The 17,706-nt window shown below is 73.1% G+C and carries 16 protein-coding genes; 4 read left to right on the top strand and 12 right to left on the bottom strand.

The genetic code is table 11. The features are described from left to right. Positions 1 to 19: 19 nt before the first annotated feature. The 7 genes from ACSJD1_RS02890 to paaA form a co-directional block, all read right to left on the bottom strand. Positions 20 to 2,632 (bottom strand): N,N-dimethylformamidase beta subunit family domain-containing protein, encoded by a 2,613-nt coding sequence (locus ACSJD1_RS02890; RefSeq protein WP_438853804.1) that lies wholly within the window; start codon positions 2,630 to 2,632, stop codon positions 20 to 22. 100 nt (positions 2,633 to 2,732) lie between these two features. After that, positions 2,733 to 3,506, bottom strand: coding sequence for an enoyl-CoA hydratase/isomerase family protein (locus ACSJD1_RS02885; RefSeq protein ID WP_438853803.1), 774 nt, complete (start codon positions 3,504 to 3,506; stop codon positions 2,733 to 2,735). 106 nt (positions 3,507 to 3,612) lie between these two features. Then, positions 3,613 to 4,827, bottom strand: a complete 1,215-nt coding sequence (gene paaE, locus ACSJD1_RS02880; RefSeq protein WP_438853802.1) for a 1,2-phenylacetyl-CoA epoxidase subunit PaaE — start codon at positions 4,825 to 4,827, stop codon at positions 3,613 to 3,615. After that, positions 4,827 to 5,327: a 1,2-phenylacetyl-CoA epoxidase subunit PaaD gene (gene paaD / locus ACSJD1_RS02875; RefSeq protein ID WP_438854114.1), complete on the bottom strand. Its 501-nt coding sequence runs from the start codon at positions 5,325 to 5,327 to the stop codon at positions 4,827 to 4,829. Before paaD ends, paaE begins: the two co-directional genes overlap by 1 nt. 65 nt (positions 5,328 to 5,392) lie before the next feature. Continuing rightward, positions 5,393 to 6,259, bottom strand: coding sequence for a 1,2-phenylacetyl-CoA epoxidase subunit PaaC (paaC, locus tag ACSJD1_RS02870; protein ID WP_438853801.1), 867 nt, complete (start codon positions 6,257 to 6,259; stop codon positions 5,393 to 5,395). Beyond that, complete coding sequence (gene paaB, locus ACSJD1_RS02865; protein ID WP_067948099.1) at positions 6,256 to 6,561, bottom strand: 1,2-phenylacetyl-CoA epoxidase subunit PaaB; 306 nt, start codon at positions 6,559 to 6,561, stop codon at positions 6,256 to 6,258. Before paaB ends, paaC begins: the two co-directional genes overlap by 4 nt. A 78-nt stretch (positions 6,562 to 6,639) precedes the next feature. Beyond that, entirely contained in the window at positions 6,640 to 7,611 is a 972-nt protein-coding gene (gene paaA / locus ACSJD1_RS02860; protein WP_438853800.1) for a 1,2-phenylacetyl-CoA epoxidase subunit PaaA, read from the bottom strand. 143 nt (positions 7,612 to 7,754) lie between these two features. On the opposite strand from paaA, the gene paaI reads away from it, so the two are divergent. The 3 genes from paaI to ACSJD1_RS02845 all read left to right on the top strand — a co-directional run bounded on the left by paaI (position 7,755) and on the right by ACSJD1_RS02845 (position 10,343). Beyond that, the gene (paaI, locus tag ACSJD1_RS02855) at positions 7,755 to 8,222 is read left to right on the top strand and encodes a hydroxyphenylacetyl-CoA thioesterase PaaI (protein WP_438853799.1); all 468 of its coding nucleotides are present in this window, start codon (positions 7,755 to 7,757) and stop codon (positions 8,220 to 8,222) included. Between the two features lie 75 nt (positions 8,223 to 8,297). Beyond that, positions 8,298 to 9,599 (top strand): phenylacetate--CoA ligase PaaK, encoded by a 1,302-nt coding sequence (gene paaK / locus ACSJD1_RS02850; protein ID WP_438854113.1) that lies wholly within the window; start codon positions 8,298 to 8,300, stop codon positions 9,597 to 9,599. Positions 9,600 to 9,725: 126 nt separating this feature from the next. Next, the gene (locus ACSJD1_RS02845; RefSeq protein WP_438853798.1) at positions 9,726 to 10,343 is read left to right on the top strand and encodes a TetR/AcrR family transcriptional regulator; all 618 of its coding nucleotides are present in this window, start codon (positions 9,726 to 9,728) and stop codon (positions 10,341 to 10,343) included. Positions 10,344 to 10,472: 129 nt separating this feature from the next. Here ACSJD1_RS02845 and ACSJD1_RS02840 read toward each other — a convergent pair whose 3' ends face one another. The 4 genes from ACSJD1_RS02840 to ACSJD1_RS02825 form a co-directional block, all read right to left on the bottom strand. Further along, positions 10,473 to 11,117 (bottom strand): hypothetical protein, encoded by a 645-nt coding sequence (locus ACSJD1_RS02840; RefSeq protein WP_438853797.1) that lies wholly within the window; start codon positions 11,115 to 11,117, stop codon positions 10,473 to 10,475. Positions 11,118 to 11,209: 92 nt separating this feature from the next. Continuing rightward, positions 11,210 to 12,028 carry an ABC transporter permease gene (locus ACSJD1_RS02835; protein WP_438853796.1) on the bottom strand — a complete coding sequence of 273 codons (819 nt, stop codon included), beginning with the start codon at positions 12,026 to 12,028 and terminating at the stop codon, positions 11,210 to 11,212. Next, positions 12,025 to 12,762 carry an ABC transporter ATP-binding protein gene (locus ACSJD1_RS02830; RefSeq protein WP_438853795.1) on the bottom strand — a complete coding sequence of 246 codons (738 nt, stop codon included), beginning with the start codon at positions 12,760 to 12,762 and terminating at the stop codon, positions 12,025 to 12,027. Before ACSJD1_RS02830 ends, ACSJD1_RS02835 begins: the two co-directional genes overlap by 4 nt. Then, entirely contained in the window at positions 12,759 to 13,322 is a 564-nt protein-coding gene (locus ACSJD1_RS02825; protein WP_438853794.1) for a TetR/AcrR family transcriptional regulator, read from the bottom strand. Before ACSJD1_RS02825 ends, ACSJD1_RS02830 begins: the two co-directional genes overlap by 4 nt. Positions 13,323 to 13,401: 79 nt before the next feature. On the opposite strand from ACSJD1_RS02825, the gene ACSJD1_RS02820 reads away from it, so the two are divergent. Beyond that, entirely contained in the window at positions 13,402 to 15,504 is a 2,103-nt protein-coding gene (locus ACSJD1_RS02820; RefSeq protein WP_438853793.1) for a RecQ family ATP-dependent DNA helicase, read from the top strand. A 69-nt stretch (positions 15,505 to 15,573) separates the two neighbouring features. On the opposite strand, the gene paaZ is transcribed toward ACSJD1_RS02820, so the two are convergent. Next, entirely contained in the window at positions 15,574 to 17,688 is a 2,115-nt protein-coding gene (paaZ, locus tag ACSJD1_RS02815; protein ID WP_438854112.1) for a phenylacetic acid degradation bifunctional protein PaaZ, read from the bottom strand. Positions 17,689 to 17,706: the final 18 nt, after the last annotated feature.

The following is a 17,706-nucleotide window of genomic DNA, read 5'->3' as shown; positions in this document are numbered from 1 at the left end:
CGCGGCAGGTCGCGCGACCTCAGCCGGCCGATCCGGGAACGTACTGCCACTCGGCGGGCGGGTCGTCGAGCCACGGAAGCTCGGGACGCAGGCTCGGGTCGGCGTACTCGGTGTCCGGACCCGTGTCGGGAACCGTCGGGTCGTTCGGCTGGGCCCGGCGAGCCACCGGAGCCTCGAACGGCGTGGCGTCGGGCGCGAACAGGGCCGCCACCTGCTGGGCCACGCTGTCGGGGATCGCCCCCTGGAGACCCGAGAGCAGCACGACGCGCGGATCCGATCGGACGAGCTCCTCGGCGAGCTCCGGAGTCACCGACCCGCCCACGAGCAGCAGCGAACCTCCGGACGCCGCGACCACGGGTCCGGCCGCGAGGGCGTCAGGGAAGCTCAGTGCGGTCGCGAGCCCCACGGTGTCTGCGAACGCTGGTCCGGCGAGGTCGCGCGCCACCAACATCGCCGTCTCGTACCGGTTGACGCCGCCGAGCCTCGTCACCTGGGGGGCGAGCGGCGTCAGCCGCGATCGGACGCCCTCGGAGACCGCTCCCGTCCCGCCGACGACGACGATGCGCTGCGGGTCGAGCCGGTCGAGCTCGGCGAGCGTCGCGTCGGGGAGCGCGTTCGGCGCCGTGAGCAGGACGGGCCCGCCGAGCTGCGCCGCCGCGGTCCCTGCCGACAGCGCGTCGGGGAAGTCGGTGCCCGCGGCGACGTAGGCCACCGGGACGCCCGGGGCGAACGTGCGCTCCGAGACATCCGCCGCGGTGACGTACCGGTCGGCGCCCGATGCCCGAACGGCGGCGACGCCGGCCGCCTCCGATGCCCGATCGAGGACGTCGTTCGAGACCACGGACGGGCCCCCCGAGACGACGAGGCTCGCGGGCCGGAGGCGTGCGAGTTCGTCGAGCACCGCCTGCGGGATCGTCTGCCCGGGAACCAGCAGGACGGGGCCGGCTCCGCCGGTGGCCGCGGCCGCGGCGAGCGCGTCCGGGAAGTTCGCACCCGTCGCCAGGAACGCGACGGGGACATCGCCGGCGGGGAAGCCGTGCTTCGAGAGGGCGACGGCGGTGCCGTACCGGTCGCTGCCGCCGACGCGCTCGGTCGACGCGTCGACCCGCATGCCGGTGAAGCGGGCGAGCAGGTTGGTCGTCATCGTGCGCACGCTCTGCTGGGGCGTGATGTCCCCGCCCATCAGTCCCTGCGTCCAGTTCAACGTGCCTGCGCTGAAGACGCGGGCGGATGACGGCGCCTGGTACAACGTCGACTCCTGGATGCCCTGAAGCCCGTTGCGGGCGACGAACGGCGACTGGGCGAGCACGGCGAGCGAGGTCCCGTCGAGGACCGTCGGCGCCGGCTGCTGCGGGAGCCGGCGGTCGATCTCGATGCCGACGAGGCCGGGAATGGTCGACCCGTCGCGCAGGCCGGTACCGCGGTACATCCAGTGATCGGACTGCCGGACGCGCCACGCCGCGTCCGAGCCGACCAGGCCCGTGCCGTCGATGTTGGGGAACGCCTGCCCGACGACCGGCTGCTCCGGTCGCGGCAGCTCCCGGAACATGACGGTCCGGGTCTCGTCCTTCACCGGGTCGAGCTCGGCGCTGCGGTAGCAGACGAGGACGCGGTCGGCGACCTCCGTCGTCTCGGACGGCTCGAGCCGCACCTGCCAGTACATGTTGTTGGCGCCGAGGTACCCGAGGTCGACGCCGGCGTCCCTGGCACGTTCGGCGGCGGTGAACATCTCGCCGGTCCAGTACTCGTCGTGCCCGACGGAGAGCATCCCCTCCTGCCCGCCGAGGAGGCCGGGGTCGAGGTGCAGGTCGAGGTCGGTCGCGTACGTGACGTCGAAGCCCCGCGACTCCGCGTAGCGGATCATCGGGGCTTCCTCCGCGACGATCAGCGCGGCGCCGGCGTTGGCGTACGGACGATCGAAGCTCGCCTTGACGCCGCTGGTGTCCCCAGCGATCGTGGTCGCGCCGAACGAGTTGAACGAGTACAGGCTCTTGCCCGTTCGCCCGTCGGCCGGGAAGTTGTTGTACGCCTGGTAGGTGAACGTGGGTTGGAGGTGCACGAGCGCCCCGGTCCGGTCGCCGTCGCGGACGACGAACGAGGCGTAGTTCTGCTTCGTTCCGCGCGTCAGCACGACGACGTAGACCCCGCTGGCCCACGCCTCCGAGGTGTGCAGTTCGACCGACCTCGCCCAGTCGCACGTGATCGTCCCCTCGGGCATGAGCGTCCCGCACGCCGGCTGCGGCGTCGCGTTGAACGTCCCGCCCGTGATGCGCCGTCCGCCGATTCCCTGGTACCAGCCGAGCCGGTAGACGTCGTAGCGGGTCGACCCCGCGGACGCGACGTGGACGTGGAGCCCGACCGACTCGCCCTGTTCGACGCTGACCGCAGACGCGTAGCCCTTGACGGCGAGGTCGGTGTCGGTGGCGAGCGAGTATCCGGCCCACGGGATCCGCCAGGACGAGTCGCCGCCGAGCCGATTCTCGAGCACGACCTCGTTGACGGGCGGCGGCACGGCGGCGTTCACCGCGGTCGCGACCCCGGCAGGCTGGGCGAACGCCGCGCGCGGCTCGGGCAGCGGTCCCGACACGGCTGCGGTCAGGAGTACGGCGAGGAGGACGAGTACGGTTCTCACGAGTCTGCTCAGGTACGAACTCGGCGCCGGTGACGCCGGTCCCCGTGATCGTACGGGCGGATGCGGCGGGCGGTCTGCCCCCCGTACGGGGCGAAAATCCTCAGCCGCGACCCGTGAACTGCGGCGTGCGCTTCTCCTGGAACGCGGCGAAGCCCTCCCGGTAGTCGTCGGTGTCGCAGAGCGCCGCCTGCGCCCGGTTCTCGTCGGACATCGACGCCCACAGCCCGTGCCGGTGGTCGCGCAGGTCGGCCACGAGGCGCTTGGAGGCGATGAAGGCCTGGGTGGGACCGGATGCCGCCTCCCGAGCCGCCGCTCGCGTCGCCTCGAGCACCTCGTCGGCCGGGAACACCCTCGAGAAGAGGCCGGCGGCGACCGCCTCGGCGCCCGACATGAGCCGACCGGTGACGATGAGGTCCATCGTGCGGTGCGCGCCGAGGCGCTCGACGAAGAGCGCGTGCCCGCCGGAGTCGAGGGTCGCGCCGAGGTTCTTGAACGGCGAGCCGACCTTCGCGGTGTCGGCCACGTACACGATGTCGCTCGCGATGAGGAGGCCGAGGCCCACGCCGAGGCACGCTCCGTGCGCGACGGCGAACGTGGGCGCGGGGAAGCGCGACATCCGCTTCAGCAGCGGCTCGACGCGGCCGCCGAGGTAGCCCTGCACGTCGTCGTCGCGCGGGTCGACGCCCGCGATGTCGCGTCCGGCGCAGAACGCGCGGCCCTCGCCGCGCAGCACGAGCGCGCGCACGCTCGCGTACTCGGCCTGGTCGTACGCCTCGCCGAGCTCGGCGAGCGCCGCCTCGTCCAGTGCGTTCAGCTTGGCGGGGGCGTTCAGCGTGATCTCGGCGACGCCGTCCTGGATCTCGAGCTCGATCATCCGTGTCCTTCTCCTCATCGAGTGCGCGGTTCGCGACGGCGCGCGGCCCGGGCGGCGCGGTCGTCGCGGAAGCGCGCAGCGGGCGGTCGGGTGGGTGGTCAGCCGCTCACACGTCGTAGTCGACCACGACGCGGTCGGATGTCGCGTGCGACTGGCAGGTGAGCACGTATCCGCGCTCGAGCTCCTCGGGTTCGAGTGCGTAGTTCTCGGTCATGTTCACGCTGCCGTCGACGACGCGTGCACGGCAGGTGCCGCAGACGCCGCCCGCGCAGGCGAACGGAACGTCGGAACGCACGCGGAGCGCCGCGTTGAGGATCGACTCGTTCGCGCTGACGGGACTCTCCACACTCGAGGAGAGGCCGTCGAGCGTGAACTCGATCGCGACGGTCGGCTCGCCGCGCTCGACCGTGACCGGGCGACCGTGCCGGGGCTCGGTCGCCCGGTCGGCGTCGGTCGTGAAGAGCTCGTACCGCACCCGGCCGGCGGGCACGTCGCGCGCCTCGAGCGTGTCGCGTGCGAGCTGCACGAGCTCGAACGGCCCGCACAGGAACCACTCGTCGACCGTCGCCGGCGGGATGAGCGCGTCGAGCATGCGCTCGAGCTTGTCGGCGTCGATGCGGCCCGAGAGCAGCGGCGCGGTGCGCTGCTCGCGCGAGAGCACGTGGTGCAGCGCGAGCCGTGCCGGGTAGCGGTCCTTCAGCTCGGCGAGCTCCTCGAGGAACATCACGTCGCGCGTCGAGCGGTTCGTGTAGACGAGCGTGAACCGCGCGTCATCCGACCGGGCGAGCACGGTGTGCGCGAGCGCCATGAGCGGGGTGATGCCCGAACCCGCGGCGATGCCGACGACGTGCTTGCCGTCGAGCGAGTCGAGGCCCGACGTGAAGGTGCCCTGCGGGCTCATGACGTCGATGCGGTCGCCGGCCGCGAGCTCGCTGTTCGCCCACGTCGAGAAGCGCCCGCCGAGGTCGCGCTTGATCGCGACCGACACGCTCCCGCGCACCGGTGGCCGGCAGATCGAGTAGGAGCGGCGCAGCTCGTGCCCGTCGAAGTCGCGCCGCAGCGCGACGTACTGCCCGGGGAGGTAGGCGTAGTCGTCGGCGAGCTCGTCGGGCACCGCGAAGGTGACCTCGACCGAGTCGTCCGTCAGCGGACGCACCTCGGCGACCTCGAGCGAGTGGAACCGCGCCCGACGGCGCTTGGGAGCGGTGTCGCCGCCGACCGCGCTCTGGAGGAACGCGTCGGCGATCGCGGCATCCGTCGTCAGCGTGCCCGCGGCGTCGCGGGCGGGGGCTCCCGTGGAGCCCAGGTTGATCGCGGCCATCAGAGCACCTTGAAGTAGTCGAAGGGCTCGAGGCAATCGCGGCACTCGTAGAGCGCCTTGCACGAGGTCGAGCCGAAGCGGGCGAGTTCGCGGGTGTTCAGGGAGTCGCAGCGCGGGCACTTGACCGCCATCTGCAGGCGGATGGGCCCGGCGTCGCGCACGGGCGCCTGGCCCGACGGCGCCTGGATGCCGTACTTCCGGAGCTTGTCCTTGCCGGACTCGCTCATCCAGTCGGTGGTCCAGGCGGGCGCGAGCACCATGCGCACGTCGACCTCGTCGTACCCGGCGTGCGTGAGCGCGAGCACGACGTCGTCGCGCATGGCGTCCATCGCGGGGCACCCGCTGTACGTCGGCGTGAGCTCGACGTGCACGGCGCCGTCGTCGTCGACGGCGACCGAGCGCAGCACGCCGAGGTCCTCGATCGTGAGCACCGGCACTTCGGGATCGGTCACGGTCGCGGCGACGTCCCAGGCTGCCCGCGCGGCGGGGTCGCTCGGCACGGGTCGCGCGACGGATGCCGCGGCATCCGGGTCGACGCCGGCGCCGGGCCGTGCCTCGGCCGCGGTCACCACGACGCCCCCGGGTGCACGCGTGCGAGCACCTGCATCTCGGCGAGGAGCGGCCCGAGGTGCTCGGTGTGCCGGCCCTCGCGACCGCGGCCGTCGACGGTGAACGCGAGCCGCCCCTCGGGGCGTGCGAGCTCCGCCTCGGCGAACACGGCGTCGATCACGGCGTCGAAGGGCTCGCGGAGCGACGAGGGCAGCGGCGCCACGCCCTCCTCGGCGAGCCGCACGACGACCTCGTCGTCGCGGAAGAGCTCCTCGACGTAGGGCCAGGTCTGCTCGACCGCGCGGATCATGCGGCGGCGCGACTCGTCGGTGCCGCCCGCGAGGCGGAGCGTCCACTGGATCGCGTGGTCGCGGTGGTAGTCGACCTCCTTCGACGCCTTCGCGGCGATCGCGGCGAGCGTGGCGTCCGTCGACGCCTCGAGGCGCCGGTGGAGCTCGACCAGGTAGGTGGACGCGACGAGCTGCCGGGCGATGGTGTGCGCGAAGTCGCCGTTGGGCTGCTCGAACAGCCAGAGGTTGCGGAACTCGGGCTCGTCGCGGAAGTACGCGAGGTCGTCCTCGCTGCGGCCGTCGTGCGTGCCCGCGTAGTGAAGCAGCGAGCGCGCGTGGCCGAGCAGGTCGAGCGCGATGTTGCCGAGCGCGACGTCCTCCTCGAGCTCGGGGGCGCGGGTGATCCAGTCGCCGAGGCGCTGGGCGAGCACGAGCGCGTCGTCGCCGAGGCCGAGCGCGTACGCCGCGACGTCGGCGGAGGCTGCGCGGCCGGCACCGGCCGCGGCACCCGCGAGCTCCTCGGCGAGGGCGACGCGGTCGACCGTGACGTCGCCGTGCGGGTCGAGGTCGCCGCCGTGGGTCTCGGCGCTCACAGGTGCTTCACCCCTTCGGACTTGGTGTAGTACACCGCGTGCCGGTAGTTCTTGCCGGCCGGGCTCTCGAAGAACGCGCCCTTGGCGTCGGGGTCGCTCGTGGTGACGGCGTCGGCGGGCACGACCCAGATCGACACGCCCTCGTTGCGTCGGGTGTACAGGTCGCGGGCGTTGCGCACGGCCATGTCGGCGTCGGGCGCGTGCAGCGACCCGACGTGCACGTGGCTCAGTCCGCGGTTGGCGCGCACGAAGACCTCCCACAGGGGCCAGGCCTCGGTGCCGGTCTCGCCGGGGGTGCTCATCTCGTCTCCTCGTCTCGGTCCGCTCCGTCGCGGATCGCGGGTCTGGTGGGGCCGGCGCCGTTCTGCGCCGGCCGCGGGTCAGGCGGCGGCCGCGGCCTTCGCGGCCTGCTTGCGGGCGTACTCGGCGGCGGCCTCGCGCACCCACGCGCCCTCCTCGTGGGCCTCGCGGCGGCGGCGCAGGCGCTCGGCGTTCGCGGGACCGCGGCCGGCGAGCACCTCGTGGAACTCGTGCCAGTCGATCTCGCTCATGTCGTACGCCTGGCGCTCCTCGTTCCACTTCAGGTTCGGATCGGGGAGCGTGACGCCGAGCACCTCGGCCTGCGGCACGAGCATGCCGACGAAGCGCTGGCGCAGGTCGTCGTTGGAGAACCGCTTGATGTTCCACGCCATCGACTGCGCCGAGTTCGGCGACTCGTCGTCGGGCGGCCCGAACATCATCAGCGAGGGCCAGTACCAGCGGTCGACCGCGTCCTGCGCCATCTCGCGCTGGGCTTCGGTGCCCTGCATGAGCTCCAGCAGGATCTCGAAGCCCTGCCGCTGGTGGAAGGACTCCTCCTTGCAGATGCGCACCATGGCGCGGCCGTACGGGCCGTACGACGCGCGGCAGAGCGGCACCTGGTTGCAGATCGCCGCGCCGTCGACGAGCCATCCGATGGCTCCCATGTCGGCCCAGGTCGGCGTCGTGTAGTTGAAGATCGACGAGTAGCGCGCGCGGCCCTCGATGAGCTGCTGCATCATCTCCTCGCGGCCGATGCCGAGCGTCTGGGCGGCGGAGTAGAGGTAGAGGCCGTGGCCCGCTTCGTCCTGCACCTTGGCCATGAGGATGGCCTTGCGCTTGAGGCTCGGGGCGCGCGAGATCCAGTTGGACTCCGGCTGCATGCCGATGATCTCGGAGTGCGCGTGCTGGCTGATCTGGCGGATCAGCGTCTTGCGGTACGCGTCGGGCATCCAGTCGCGCGGCTCGATGCGCGAGTCCTGCGCGATGAGGTCGTCGAAGCGCGCCTGCGCTTCCTCGTTCTCGACCACGGTCAGGTCGGCGGGTGCGGTCATCGTCGACTCCAATGCTCTCGGGACCGGCGGGTGCGGTGTCGGACCACTTTACCAACCGATCGTTCAGTTAGTATATGCTGAGGATCTGCGCCGGGGCAATCAGGGCCGCCGGCGACTCCCCCGCACTCGATGAGGAGCAGCGCATGACGGATGTCGCGACCGAACGCCACGGCGCCGATCGACCCGCCGACGAGCAGGCGGATGCCGCGGCATCCGATCGCCTCAACCGCGAGATGATGCAGCGCGACCTCGCCTCGGCCATGCTCGGCATGGTCGTCGAGCGCGACGACCCCGGTCACGCGGTCGTCTCGATGCGCGTCCGGGAGGACATGACCAACGGGTTCGCCATCACCCACGGCGGACTCGTCTTCACGCTGGCCGACACGGCCTTCGCGATCGCCTGCAACGAGGACCACCGGGTCACCGTCGCCGCGGGCGCCGACATCACCTTCCTGAAGTCCACCGTCGCCGGGCAGACGCTCACCGCCACCGCGGTGCGCCGGGCCCGCAGCGGCCGCACGGGCCTCTACGACGTGACGGTCGTCGACGAGCTGGGCGACGCCGTCGCCGAGTTCCGCGGCCGCTCGATCTCCACCAACCGCACCATCTGACCCCCGGGAGCCACCGTGTCGACGACGACCCTTCCGCACAGCACCGACGAGATCCGGCCCATCGTGTCGGGCCTCGTGCCGCCCGCGCTCGACGAGCTCGACCCCGAGGAGCGCCTGTCGCGCGCCGGGATCGAGGCCCTCCAGCTCGAGCGCCTGCAGTGGACCGTGCGCCACGCCTACGAGAACGTGCCCCTGTACCGCCGCAAGTTCGACGAGCACGGCGTGCACCCCGACGACATCCAGACGCTGGCGGATGTCGCGAAGCTCCCCTTCACGACGAAGGAGGACCTGCGGCAGACCTACCCGTTCGGCATGTTCGCCGTGCCGATGGAGCAGGTCGCCCGCATCCACGCCTCCTCCGGCACGACCGGCCGGCCCACGGTCGTCGGCTACACGCACGACGACCTCGACCGCTGGGCGACGCTCGTCGCCCGCTGCCTGCGCGCCTCCGGCGTGCGCCCCGGCATGAAGGTGCACAACGCCTACGGCTACGGCCTCTTCACGGGCGGGCTCGGCGCGCACGCCGGCATCGAGAAGCTCGGCGCGACCGTCATCCCGATGTCGGGCGGCCAGACCGCGCGCCAGGTGCAGCTCATCCGCGACTTCGAGCCGGACGCGATCATGTGCACGCCGAGCTACCTGCTCACGATCGCCGACGCGATGGAGGAGGCGGGCATCGACCCGCGCTCGACGTCGCTGAAGACCGCGATCCTGGGCGCCGAGCCGTGGACGAACGAGATGCGCCGCCGCATCGAGGAGCGCATGGGGATCGACGCCGTCGACATCTTCGGCCTCAGCGAGGTCATGGGCCCCGGCGTCGCGAACGAGTGCATCGAGACGAAGGACGGCCCGCACGTCTGGGAGGACCACTTCCTGCCCGAGGTCATCGACGGCGAGACCGGGGAGCCGCTGCCCGACGGCGAGAAGGGCGAACTCGTCTTCACGTCTCTGACGAAGGAGGCGTTCCCGGTCATCCGCTACCGCACGCGCGACCTGACCCGGCTCCTGCCGGGCACGGCGCGCCCCGGGATGCGCCGCATCGAGAAGATCACGGGCCGGAACGACGACATGATCATCCTGCGCGGCGTGAACCTCTTCCCGACGCAGATCGAGGAGCTCGTGCTCGGCATCGAGCACCTGACGCCGCACTTCATCCTCGAGCTCACGCGTACCGGGCACATGGACGACCTCACGGTCCGCATCGAACGCCACCCCGACCTCGAGGTCGAGGCGTGCCGGGCGGCGACCGTCGTGCTCGCCGGGCGGATCAAGGAGTTCGTCGGCTCGTCGGTGACGGTCCGACTCGAGGAGCCGGGCACGCTGCCGCGCAGCGAGGGCAAGTACAAGCGCGTCTACGACCTTCGCGAGCCGAACTGATGTGCGGCCTCGCCGCCGGCGCCGCGGGCGCCGCACTTCGGACGGAAGCGGGCGTTCGAGCGCCGCTCCCGACACCGAATCGCGTCCTTTCTCCGCGTGCGCCGGCGGGGATGCGAGACTGACGGGATGTCAGGCAACGCGACGCTCCGACGGGGACGCCCCGGGTACGACCAGCAGGGCATCCTCGAGGTCGCCGTCGCCGCCTTCAACGAGTACGGCTACGACGCGACCTCGATGGGCGTGCTCGCCGACCGCCTCGGCCTGTCGAAGTCGGCGATCTACCACCACTTCACCTCGAAGGACGAGATCCTCGATCGTGCGCTCGACCAGGCGCTGAGCTCGCTCGAGGGCGTGCTCGACGAGACCGAGGCCGCGGGGGGCAGCGCCGCCGACCGGCTCGACGGCGTGCTCCGCGGCGCGGTCCGTGTGCTCGTCGACCAGCTGCCGTATGTGACGCTGCTGCTGCGCGTGCGCGGCAACACCGAGGTCGAGCGGCGCGCGCTCGCTCGTCGGCGCGCGTTCGACAAGCGGGTCACCTCGCTCGTGGCCGAGGCGCAGGCCGAGGGCTCGCTGCGCTCAGACATCGACGTGCGCATCGTCGAGCGACTGCTGTTCGGCATGATCAACTCGATCGTCGAGTGGTACCGGCCCGGTGGCCGCGAGGATGCCGCGCGGCTTGCCGACGACGTCGTGGCCGTCGCGCTCGACGGCATCCGCGTGCCGGCGGGTGCCCCGCGCGCCTGACCTCCGCCGGCGCCGTCCGGCCCCATCATCCGGTTCGTCGTCACGATCGGCGGGTCGCGTCGGCCCGGCACCCGCCGATGCTGACGACGACCCGGCACCGGCGCCAGGCGCCGGGCACGTCGTCCGGCCTCAGCGGCTGCCGGCGCCGCTCGCCACGTCGGGATGCTCGGGCGGCAGCCCGTGGCGCTCGCCCGCGCGGAGCAGGTCGAGGTTGCGCCGCTCCCAGTCGAGCATCTCCTGCCGCACTCCCTCGAGCACGCGGCTCTCGCCGCACGCCGGCAGCGAGCGGCCGCACGTGCAGGTCCCCGGCTTCCGCGGGTCGGGGTGGTGGAACGCCTGCAGGCGCCACAGCGCGACCATCGCGGTGTCGACGCGCTTCGCGATGAGCTGCGTCGCCCGCTCGGCGCGGCGGACGCGGTCATCTCGGAGCTGCTCGCCGAGGGCGGCACCGGCCTCGGTCGTGCCGTCGAGGGCCCCGGCGCGCAACTGGTCGCGCTCGGCGGTGAGCCGTGCGACGGTCTCGGCCGCCGCGGCGGACGCCTCCGCCGCTGCGTCGGCCGCCGCTCCCGCCTCACGATCGTGCGCCTCGAGGATGCCGCGCCAGAGCGCGATGTGCTCGCGGTCGCGCTGCTCCGCCCGCTCCGGGCCGAGGTGCGACCGGCAGTGGGCGCACACCACCTGGTCGGACGACGAGGCGAACCGGAAGCGCTGGACGCTCCCGCAGCAGAGGCAGGGCACGTCGACGTCGGCGTGGAGCGGGTGCTGGTGGGGCATGCGGTCCAGCGTGACCGGCGGGGAGGGCGCGGTCAAGTTCGGGCGATGTCCCGGGAAGGCCGAGGCGCGCCCGGCGTCGGGCCGATGCCCCCTCAGCGATCCAGCTGCAGCCGCGACCACGCGAGCATGCACAGCGCACCGAACACGAGCGGCACCGATGGCACGACGAGCAGGGCCGCGGCGGGCACGGCGTCGGGCGCGATCGCCCAGAGCGCGGGTGCGACGAACGGCACCCATGCGCCGACGTCGGCGATCGCGGAGACCTGCGCCACCACGATGATGCCGACGGTCGCGGCGATCCCGGGGAGCAGGCCCCGCCCGATCGTCGCGACCCACCCGGCCGGCACGGCGATGAGCGCGGAGAGCACCACGAGCACCGGGAGGCGGACGAGCTCGGCGACGCCCGCGGCATCCGTCGCACCGAAGCTCATCGCGAACCCGACGATCGCGACGACGCCCGTGAGCGCGGCCGCGACGACGACCGACCACGCGACGTAGACGGTGAGCTTGCCGAGCGCGATCGCGGGCCGCGACACCGGCAGGCCGAAGAGCGCCGCGACGGTGCCGTCGGCGAACTCGCGGCCGAACATCCAGCTGAGCGCGACGCCGAAGGCGAGCACCCCGGCCGCTGCGGTGATCTGCAGCACGACGCCGACGAGGCCGGCCCACCCGGGCACGCCGGCGAGCGGGCCGAGCTTGGCGACCACCTGTTCGTCGCCGGATGCCGCGGCCAGCAGCATCCCGAGCGCGAGTACGCCCACGCCGACGACGAGGAGCACCGTGATCGAGGCCATGACGCGCGAGGCCGTGGCCTTGCGCCGCTCGACGACCACCGCGATCGCGAAGCCGGAGAGCGCTGCGCGGCGCGGGCCCGCCTCGGAACCGAGGCGACGAGTGCTGGCGCTCTTCATGCCGCGGCCCTCCGGGTCTCGTCGTCGCCGTGGACGAGGGCGAAGAACGCCCGCTCGAGGTCGAAGCCGGCAGGGTCGAGCGACCCGATGACCCGACCGTCGTTGACGACCGTGATCCGGTCGGCGACGCGCGCGACCTCGTCGAGGTGGTGGCTCGAGACGAGGATGCCCGCACCCGTCGCCGCCCGGCGGAGCAGCGACTCGCGCAGGACGATCACGCCCGCCGGGTCGAGCCCGTTCGTCGGCTCGTCGAGCACGATCGCCTCGGGCTCGTGCAGCAGCGCGCCCGCGATGCCGACGCGCTGGCGGTTGCCGAGCGAGAGGCGGCTCGCCCGGACCCCGGCGTAGCGCCCGAGGTCGAACTCCTCGATCGCCAGGTCGACCGCCGCCGCCGCGCCCCGGCGGTCGACCCCGTGCAGCCGCGCCGCGACCTCGAGGTTCGCGCGGCCGGTCAGCTCCGCATAGGCGAGCGGGTGCTCGACCAGCTGGCCGACGCGTGCCCATGTCGCGGCATCCGCTCGGCCGGCCTCGACGCCGCACACGCGCACGGTGCCGGTGTCGGGCCGCAGCATGCCGAGGAGCAGCCGCATGAGCGTGGTCTTGCCGGCGCCGTTGAGCCCGACGAGCGCGTGGATCTCGCCCGCGGCGACGTCGAGGTCGATGCCGTGCACGCCCGCGCCGCCGCGGAACTCACGCGAGACGTCGCGTGCCTCGAACCGGAGTGCGGCGCTCATGACTCGCCCGCCACGACGTCGAGGGCGCGCTCGATGGCCGCGCCGAGCGTGTCGATCTCGCCGTCGGCCCACGCGTAGAGGCCCGCGACGAGCGCCGCGATCACGGCCGATGCCGCGGCGCGCGCCTCGAACGCGGGCGCCCCGTCGGCGACGAGCCGCGCGACGATCGCCTGCTCGGTGTTGCCGGTGCTCCGCCACATGGCGCCTCGAAGCGCCGGGGTGCGCGCCGCGATGCGCACGCGCCGCCGGATCTCGGGCTGCTCGGGTTCGGGCAGCGCGCGCCAGGCCGCCCGGATGCCGCGTGCGGCGCGTCGCAGCGGCGGCAGGTCGCGCGGCTGGTCGCCGATGCCCTCGGCGAGGAACGGGTCGTACGGGTCCTCGAGCACGAGCTGCTCCTTCGTGGCGAAGTGCCGGAAGAACGTCATCTCGGTGACGCCCGCGGCCCGCGCGATCTCGGCGGCCGAGGTCTGGTCGTATCCCTGCCGCTCGATGAGGTCGAGTCCGTGGTCGATGAGGCGCTGCCGCGTGCGGAGGCGTCTCGCCGTGGGCGTGGTGGTCATGCGTGAATGTTAGTCACTAACATCCGTGTTCCGCAAGGGTGCCCGCCGGGCTGTCAGCCGCATGCGGAAGGCTGGTCGCATGCCCACCCCCGACCCGGCCAGCTCCTCCGACCTCCGCGCCGAGGCGCTCGCCGCGCTCCGCGAGCTCGTGGGCCGCGACGACGCCGAGTTCCACGACGGCCAGTTCGAGGCGATCGAGGCGCTCGTCGCCGGCCGTCGGCGGGCACTCGTCGTGCAGCGCACGGGGTGGGGCAAGTCGGCCGTCTACTTCGTCGCGACGCTTCTGCTCCGCCGTCGTGGCGGCGGTCCGACGATCCTCGTCTCGCCGCTGCTCGCCCTCATGCGCGACCAGGTCGCGGCCGCCGAGCGCGCGGGCGTGCGGGCCGTCTCGATCAACTCGGCCAACGCGCACGAGTGGCAGGAGGTCCTCGCCCGTCTCGACGCCGACGAGGTCGACGTGCTGCTCGTCTCGCCCGAGCGGCTGAACAACCCGTCCTTCCGCGAACAGCAGCTGCCCTCGCTCGTGCGCCGGCTCGGCATGCTGGTGGTCGACGAGGCGCACTGCATCAGCGACTGGGGGCACGATTTCCGGCCCGACTACCGGCGCCTCCGCGACCTGATCGCCGAGATCCCGGCCGACGTGCCGGTGCTCGCGACGACGGCGACCGCGAACAGCCGGGTCGTTGCGGATGTCGCGGAGCAGCTGGGTTCCGACGTGCTCACGATCCGCGGCCCGCTCGCCCGATCCTCGTTGCGGCTCGGCGTGCTTCGGCTTCCCGACTCGACGGGCCGCCTGGCGTGGCTCATCGACCACCTCGACGACCTCCCGGGCTCGGGCATCGTCTACGCGCTGACGGTGTCGGCGGCCGTCGACACCGCGCGCGTCCTGCGCGAGCGCGGCCACGACGTGCGCGCCTACACGGGGCAGACCGACCCCGAGGAGCGCGAGGAGTCGGAAGGACTGCTGAAGCGCAACGAGGTCAAGGCGCTCATCGCGACGAGCGCGCTCGGCATGGGCTTCGACAAGCCCGACCTCGGCTTCGTCGTGCACCTCGGCGCACCGTCGTCACCGGTGGCGTACTACCAGCAGGTCGGCCGCGCGGGCCGCGCGAGCGAGAACGCCGACGTGCTGCTCCTCCCCGGCCGGGAGGACCCGGCGATCTGGCACTACTTCGCGACTGCGTCGATGCCCGACGAGGAGCGTGCGCGTCGCGTCATCGACGAGCTCTCCGACGTGCCGCTCTCGACGCCGGCGCTCGAGGCGCGCGTCGACCTCCGCCGAACGCCGCTGGAGCTGCTGCTCAAGGTGCTCGACGTCGACGGCGCGGTGCGCCGCGTGCAGGGCGGATGGGTCGCCACCGGCGAGGCGTGGAGCTACGACGCCGAGCGCTACCGGCGCATCGCCGAGGAACGCGAGGCCGAGCAGCGCCACATGCTCGAGTACGAGCAGACCGACGGGTGCCGCATGGCCTTCCTCCAGCGCTCCCTCGACGACGACACGGCCGCACCGTGCGGCCGCTGCGACCGATGCGCGGGCGCCTGGTACCCGGGCGAGGTCGATGCGGATGCCGCGGCCGCCGCCGCGTCCGCCCTCGACCGGGTGGGTGTGCCGATCGAACCTCGCCGTGCGTGGCCCACCGGGGCCGACCGGCTGGGCGTGCCCGTGAAGGGGCGCATCGCTCCGGGCGAGCAGGCCGCGGAGGGCCGCGCGCTCGCGCGACTCACCGACCTCGGCTGGGGTTCGACGCTCCGCGAGCTCTTCGCACCGAATGCCCCTGACGCGCCTCTGCCGCCGCGCGTGCTCGACGCGTGCGTTCGCGTGCTCGCCGAGTGGGGCTGGGGCGAGCGGCCCGTGGCGGTGGCATCCGTCGCGTCGCGCTCGCGCCCGCAGCTCGTCGGCTCGCTCGCGCTCGGGCTCGCGGAGGTCGGCCGCCTGCCCTACCTCGGCGAACTCGCCCTCGTCGATGGCGGCCCGACGGGCGGCCCGGGCGGCAACAGCGCGTTCCGGCTCGCCGGGACCTGGAACCGCTTCTCGGCCGACGCCCTCGACGTGCCGGCCGCCGGCGTACTGCTCGTCGACGACCTCGCCGACAGCCGCTGGACCCTCACGATCGCGGCCCGCGAGCTCCGCCGTGCGGGCGCGACCGACGTGCTGCCGTTCGCGCTCGCGCTGCGCGGCTGAGCGTTCCCGGCGGTCGAGTCGCGAGCGCGGTGAGCGCGGCGCGACCCGCCCGACGGCCCGCTCACCGGGTCACGCCGGCTGCGCCTCCGCCTGCGCGACCTCGGCACGGTCGGCGGCCGCGTCGTCGGGCGCCTGCTCCTTCGCCACGAGCGTCAGCACGTCGTAGGTCGCGACGATCTCGTCGCGCTGGTTCTTCAGCACCGCGTCCCAGCGCACCTCGCCGTACTCGTCGGTCTCGCGCGGCGTGATCTGCTTCGCCGTGAGCTCGACGCGGATCTCGTCGCCGGGCGAGACCGGCGTGATGAAGCGCAGGTTCTCGAGGCCCGAGTTCGCGAGCACCGGCCCGGGCGCGGCGTCCACGAACAGGCCGGCAGCCCACGACACGAGCAGGTAGCCGTGCGCGACGCGACCGGGGAAGAACGGGTTCGCCGCCGCGGCCGCCTCGTCCATGTGCGCGTAGAACGTGTCGCCCGTGAAGTTCGCGAACGTCTCGATGTCCTCGAGCGTCACGGTGCGCGAGGGCGACGCGACCTGGTCGCCGATGCGCAGCTCTGCGAGCGACTTGCGGAACGGGTGCACGTCGCCCGACTCCGCGTACGGTCGCGCTGCGGCGCCCGAGTGCCAGACGCCCGTGAGCGCGGTCAGCATCGCGGGCGAGCCCTGCACGGCCGTGCGCTGCATGTGGTGGAAGACGGCGCGGATGCCGCCGAGCTCCTCGCCGCCGCCGGCGCGGCCGGGGCCGCCGTGCACGAGGTGCGGCACGGGCGAGCCGTGGCCGGTCGACGTGCGCGCGTCGTCGCGGTCGAGGAAGAGGAGGCGGCCGTTCATCGCGGCGATCCCGGACGCGAGTGCGACCGCGACGTCCGGGTCGTGGGTGGCGACGCTCGTCACGAGCGAGCCGCCTCCGCGGGCGACGAGGTCGACCGCCTGGTCGATGGTGTCGTAGGCGATGACGGATGCCACGGGGCCGAACGCCTCGACCTCGTGCACCGCGTCGGCCGTGGCATCCGTGAAGCTCAGGAGCATCGGCGCGACGAAGGCGCCGTCGGCGCCCACGCCCTCGGGCGCCTCGATCGAGCCGATCACGAGCTCGCCGCCGGCCTCCTGAAGCCGGCGCACCTGGCGGAGCACCTCGTCGCGCTGCGCGAGCGACGCGAGCGGCCCCATCGTGACGCCCTCGGTGCGCGGGTCGCCGACGACGACCTTCTCGGCCAGTCGCGCCCGAACCGCGTCGACGACCGCATCGACGGACGCGGCGGGCACGATCGCGCGGCGGATCGCCGTGCACTTCTGCCCGGCCTTCGAGGTCATCTCGACGACGAGCTGCGTGACGTACGCGTCGAACTCCGGCGTGCCGGGCACGGCGTCGGTGCCGAGCACCGACGCGTTGATCGAGTCGGTCTCGCTGGTGAACCGGACGCCGCCGGTCTGGACCGAATCGTGGGCGCGGAGACGCTCGGCGGTCGACGCCGACCCGGTGAAGGCGACGAGGTCGCCCACGCGCAGGTGGTCGAACAGGTCGGGCACGCTGCCCGACACGAGCTGGAGGGAGCCCGCAGGCAGGAGGCCCGACTCGACGAGGATCCGCACGAACGCCTCGGCGAGGTAGCCGGTCGGCGTCGCGGGCTTCACGACCGTCGGCACGCCGGCGAGGAACGCGGGCGCGAACTTCTCGAGCGAGCCCCACACGGGGAAGTTGAAGGCGTTGATCTGCACGGCCACGCCGGGCAGGCGCGTGTAGACGTGGCGGCCGATGAACGAACCGTCCTTCGAGAGCGGCTCGACGGGGCCGTCGACGACGACCTTCGCGTTCGGCAGTTCACGGCGACCCTTCGACGAGTAGGTGAAGAGCACGCCGATGCCGCCGTCGATGTCGACCCACGAGTCGCGCTTGGTCGCGCCGGTACGTGCGGAGAGCTCGTACAGTTCGGCCTTGCGCTCGGTGAGCACGAGGGCCATCTGCTTCAGCAGCACGGCGCGCTGGTGGAACGTGAGCTCGCCGAGCGAGCGCTGGCCGACCGTGCGGGCGTGCTCGAGCACCGCGCCGAGGTCGAGGCCCTCGGTCGAGACGCGCGCGACGACCTCGCCGGTCGAGGCGTCGCGCACCTCGGTGGCGGATGCCTCGGCCGAGGCGTCGGGCGTCCACCACGCGTCGCGGACGTAGCTGGGCAGGATGCCGGTCATGTGGGTCTCCTCGGTCGT

This window comes from Agromyces excoecariae (assembly GCF_051715505.1).
In the GTDB taxonomy this organism is placed as follows: Bacteria; Actinomycetota; Actinomycetes; order Actinomycetales; family Microbacteriaceae; genus Agromyces.
Note: the sequence above shows the minus strand (reverse complement) of the source record. Positions and strands in the feature narration are given on the sequence as shown.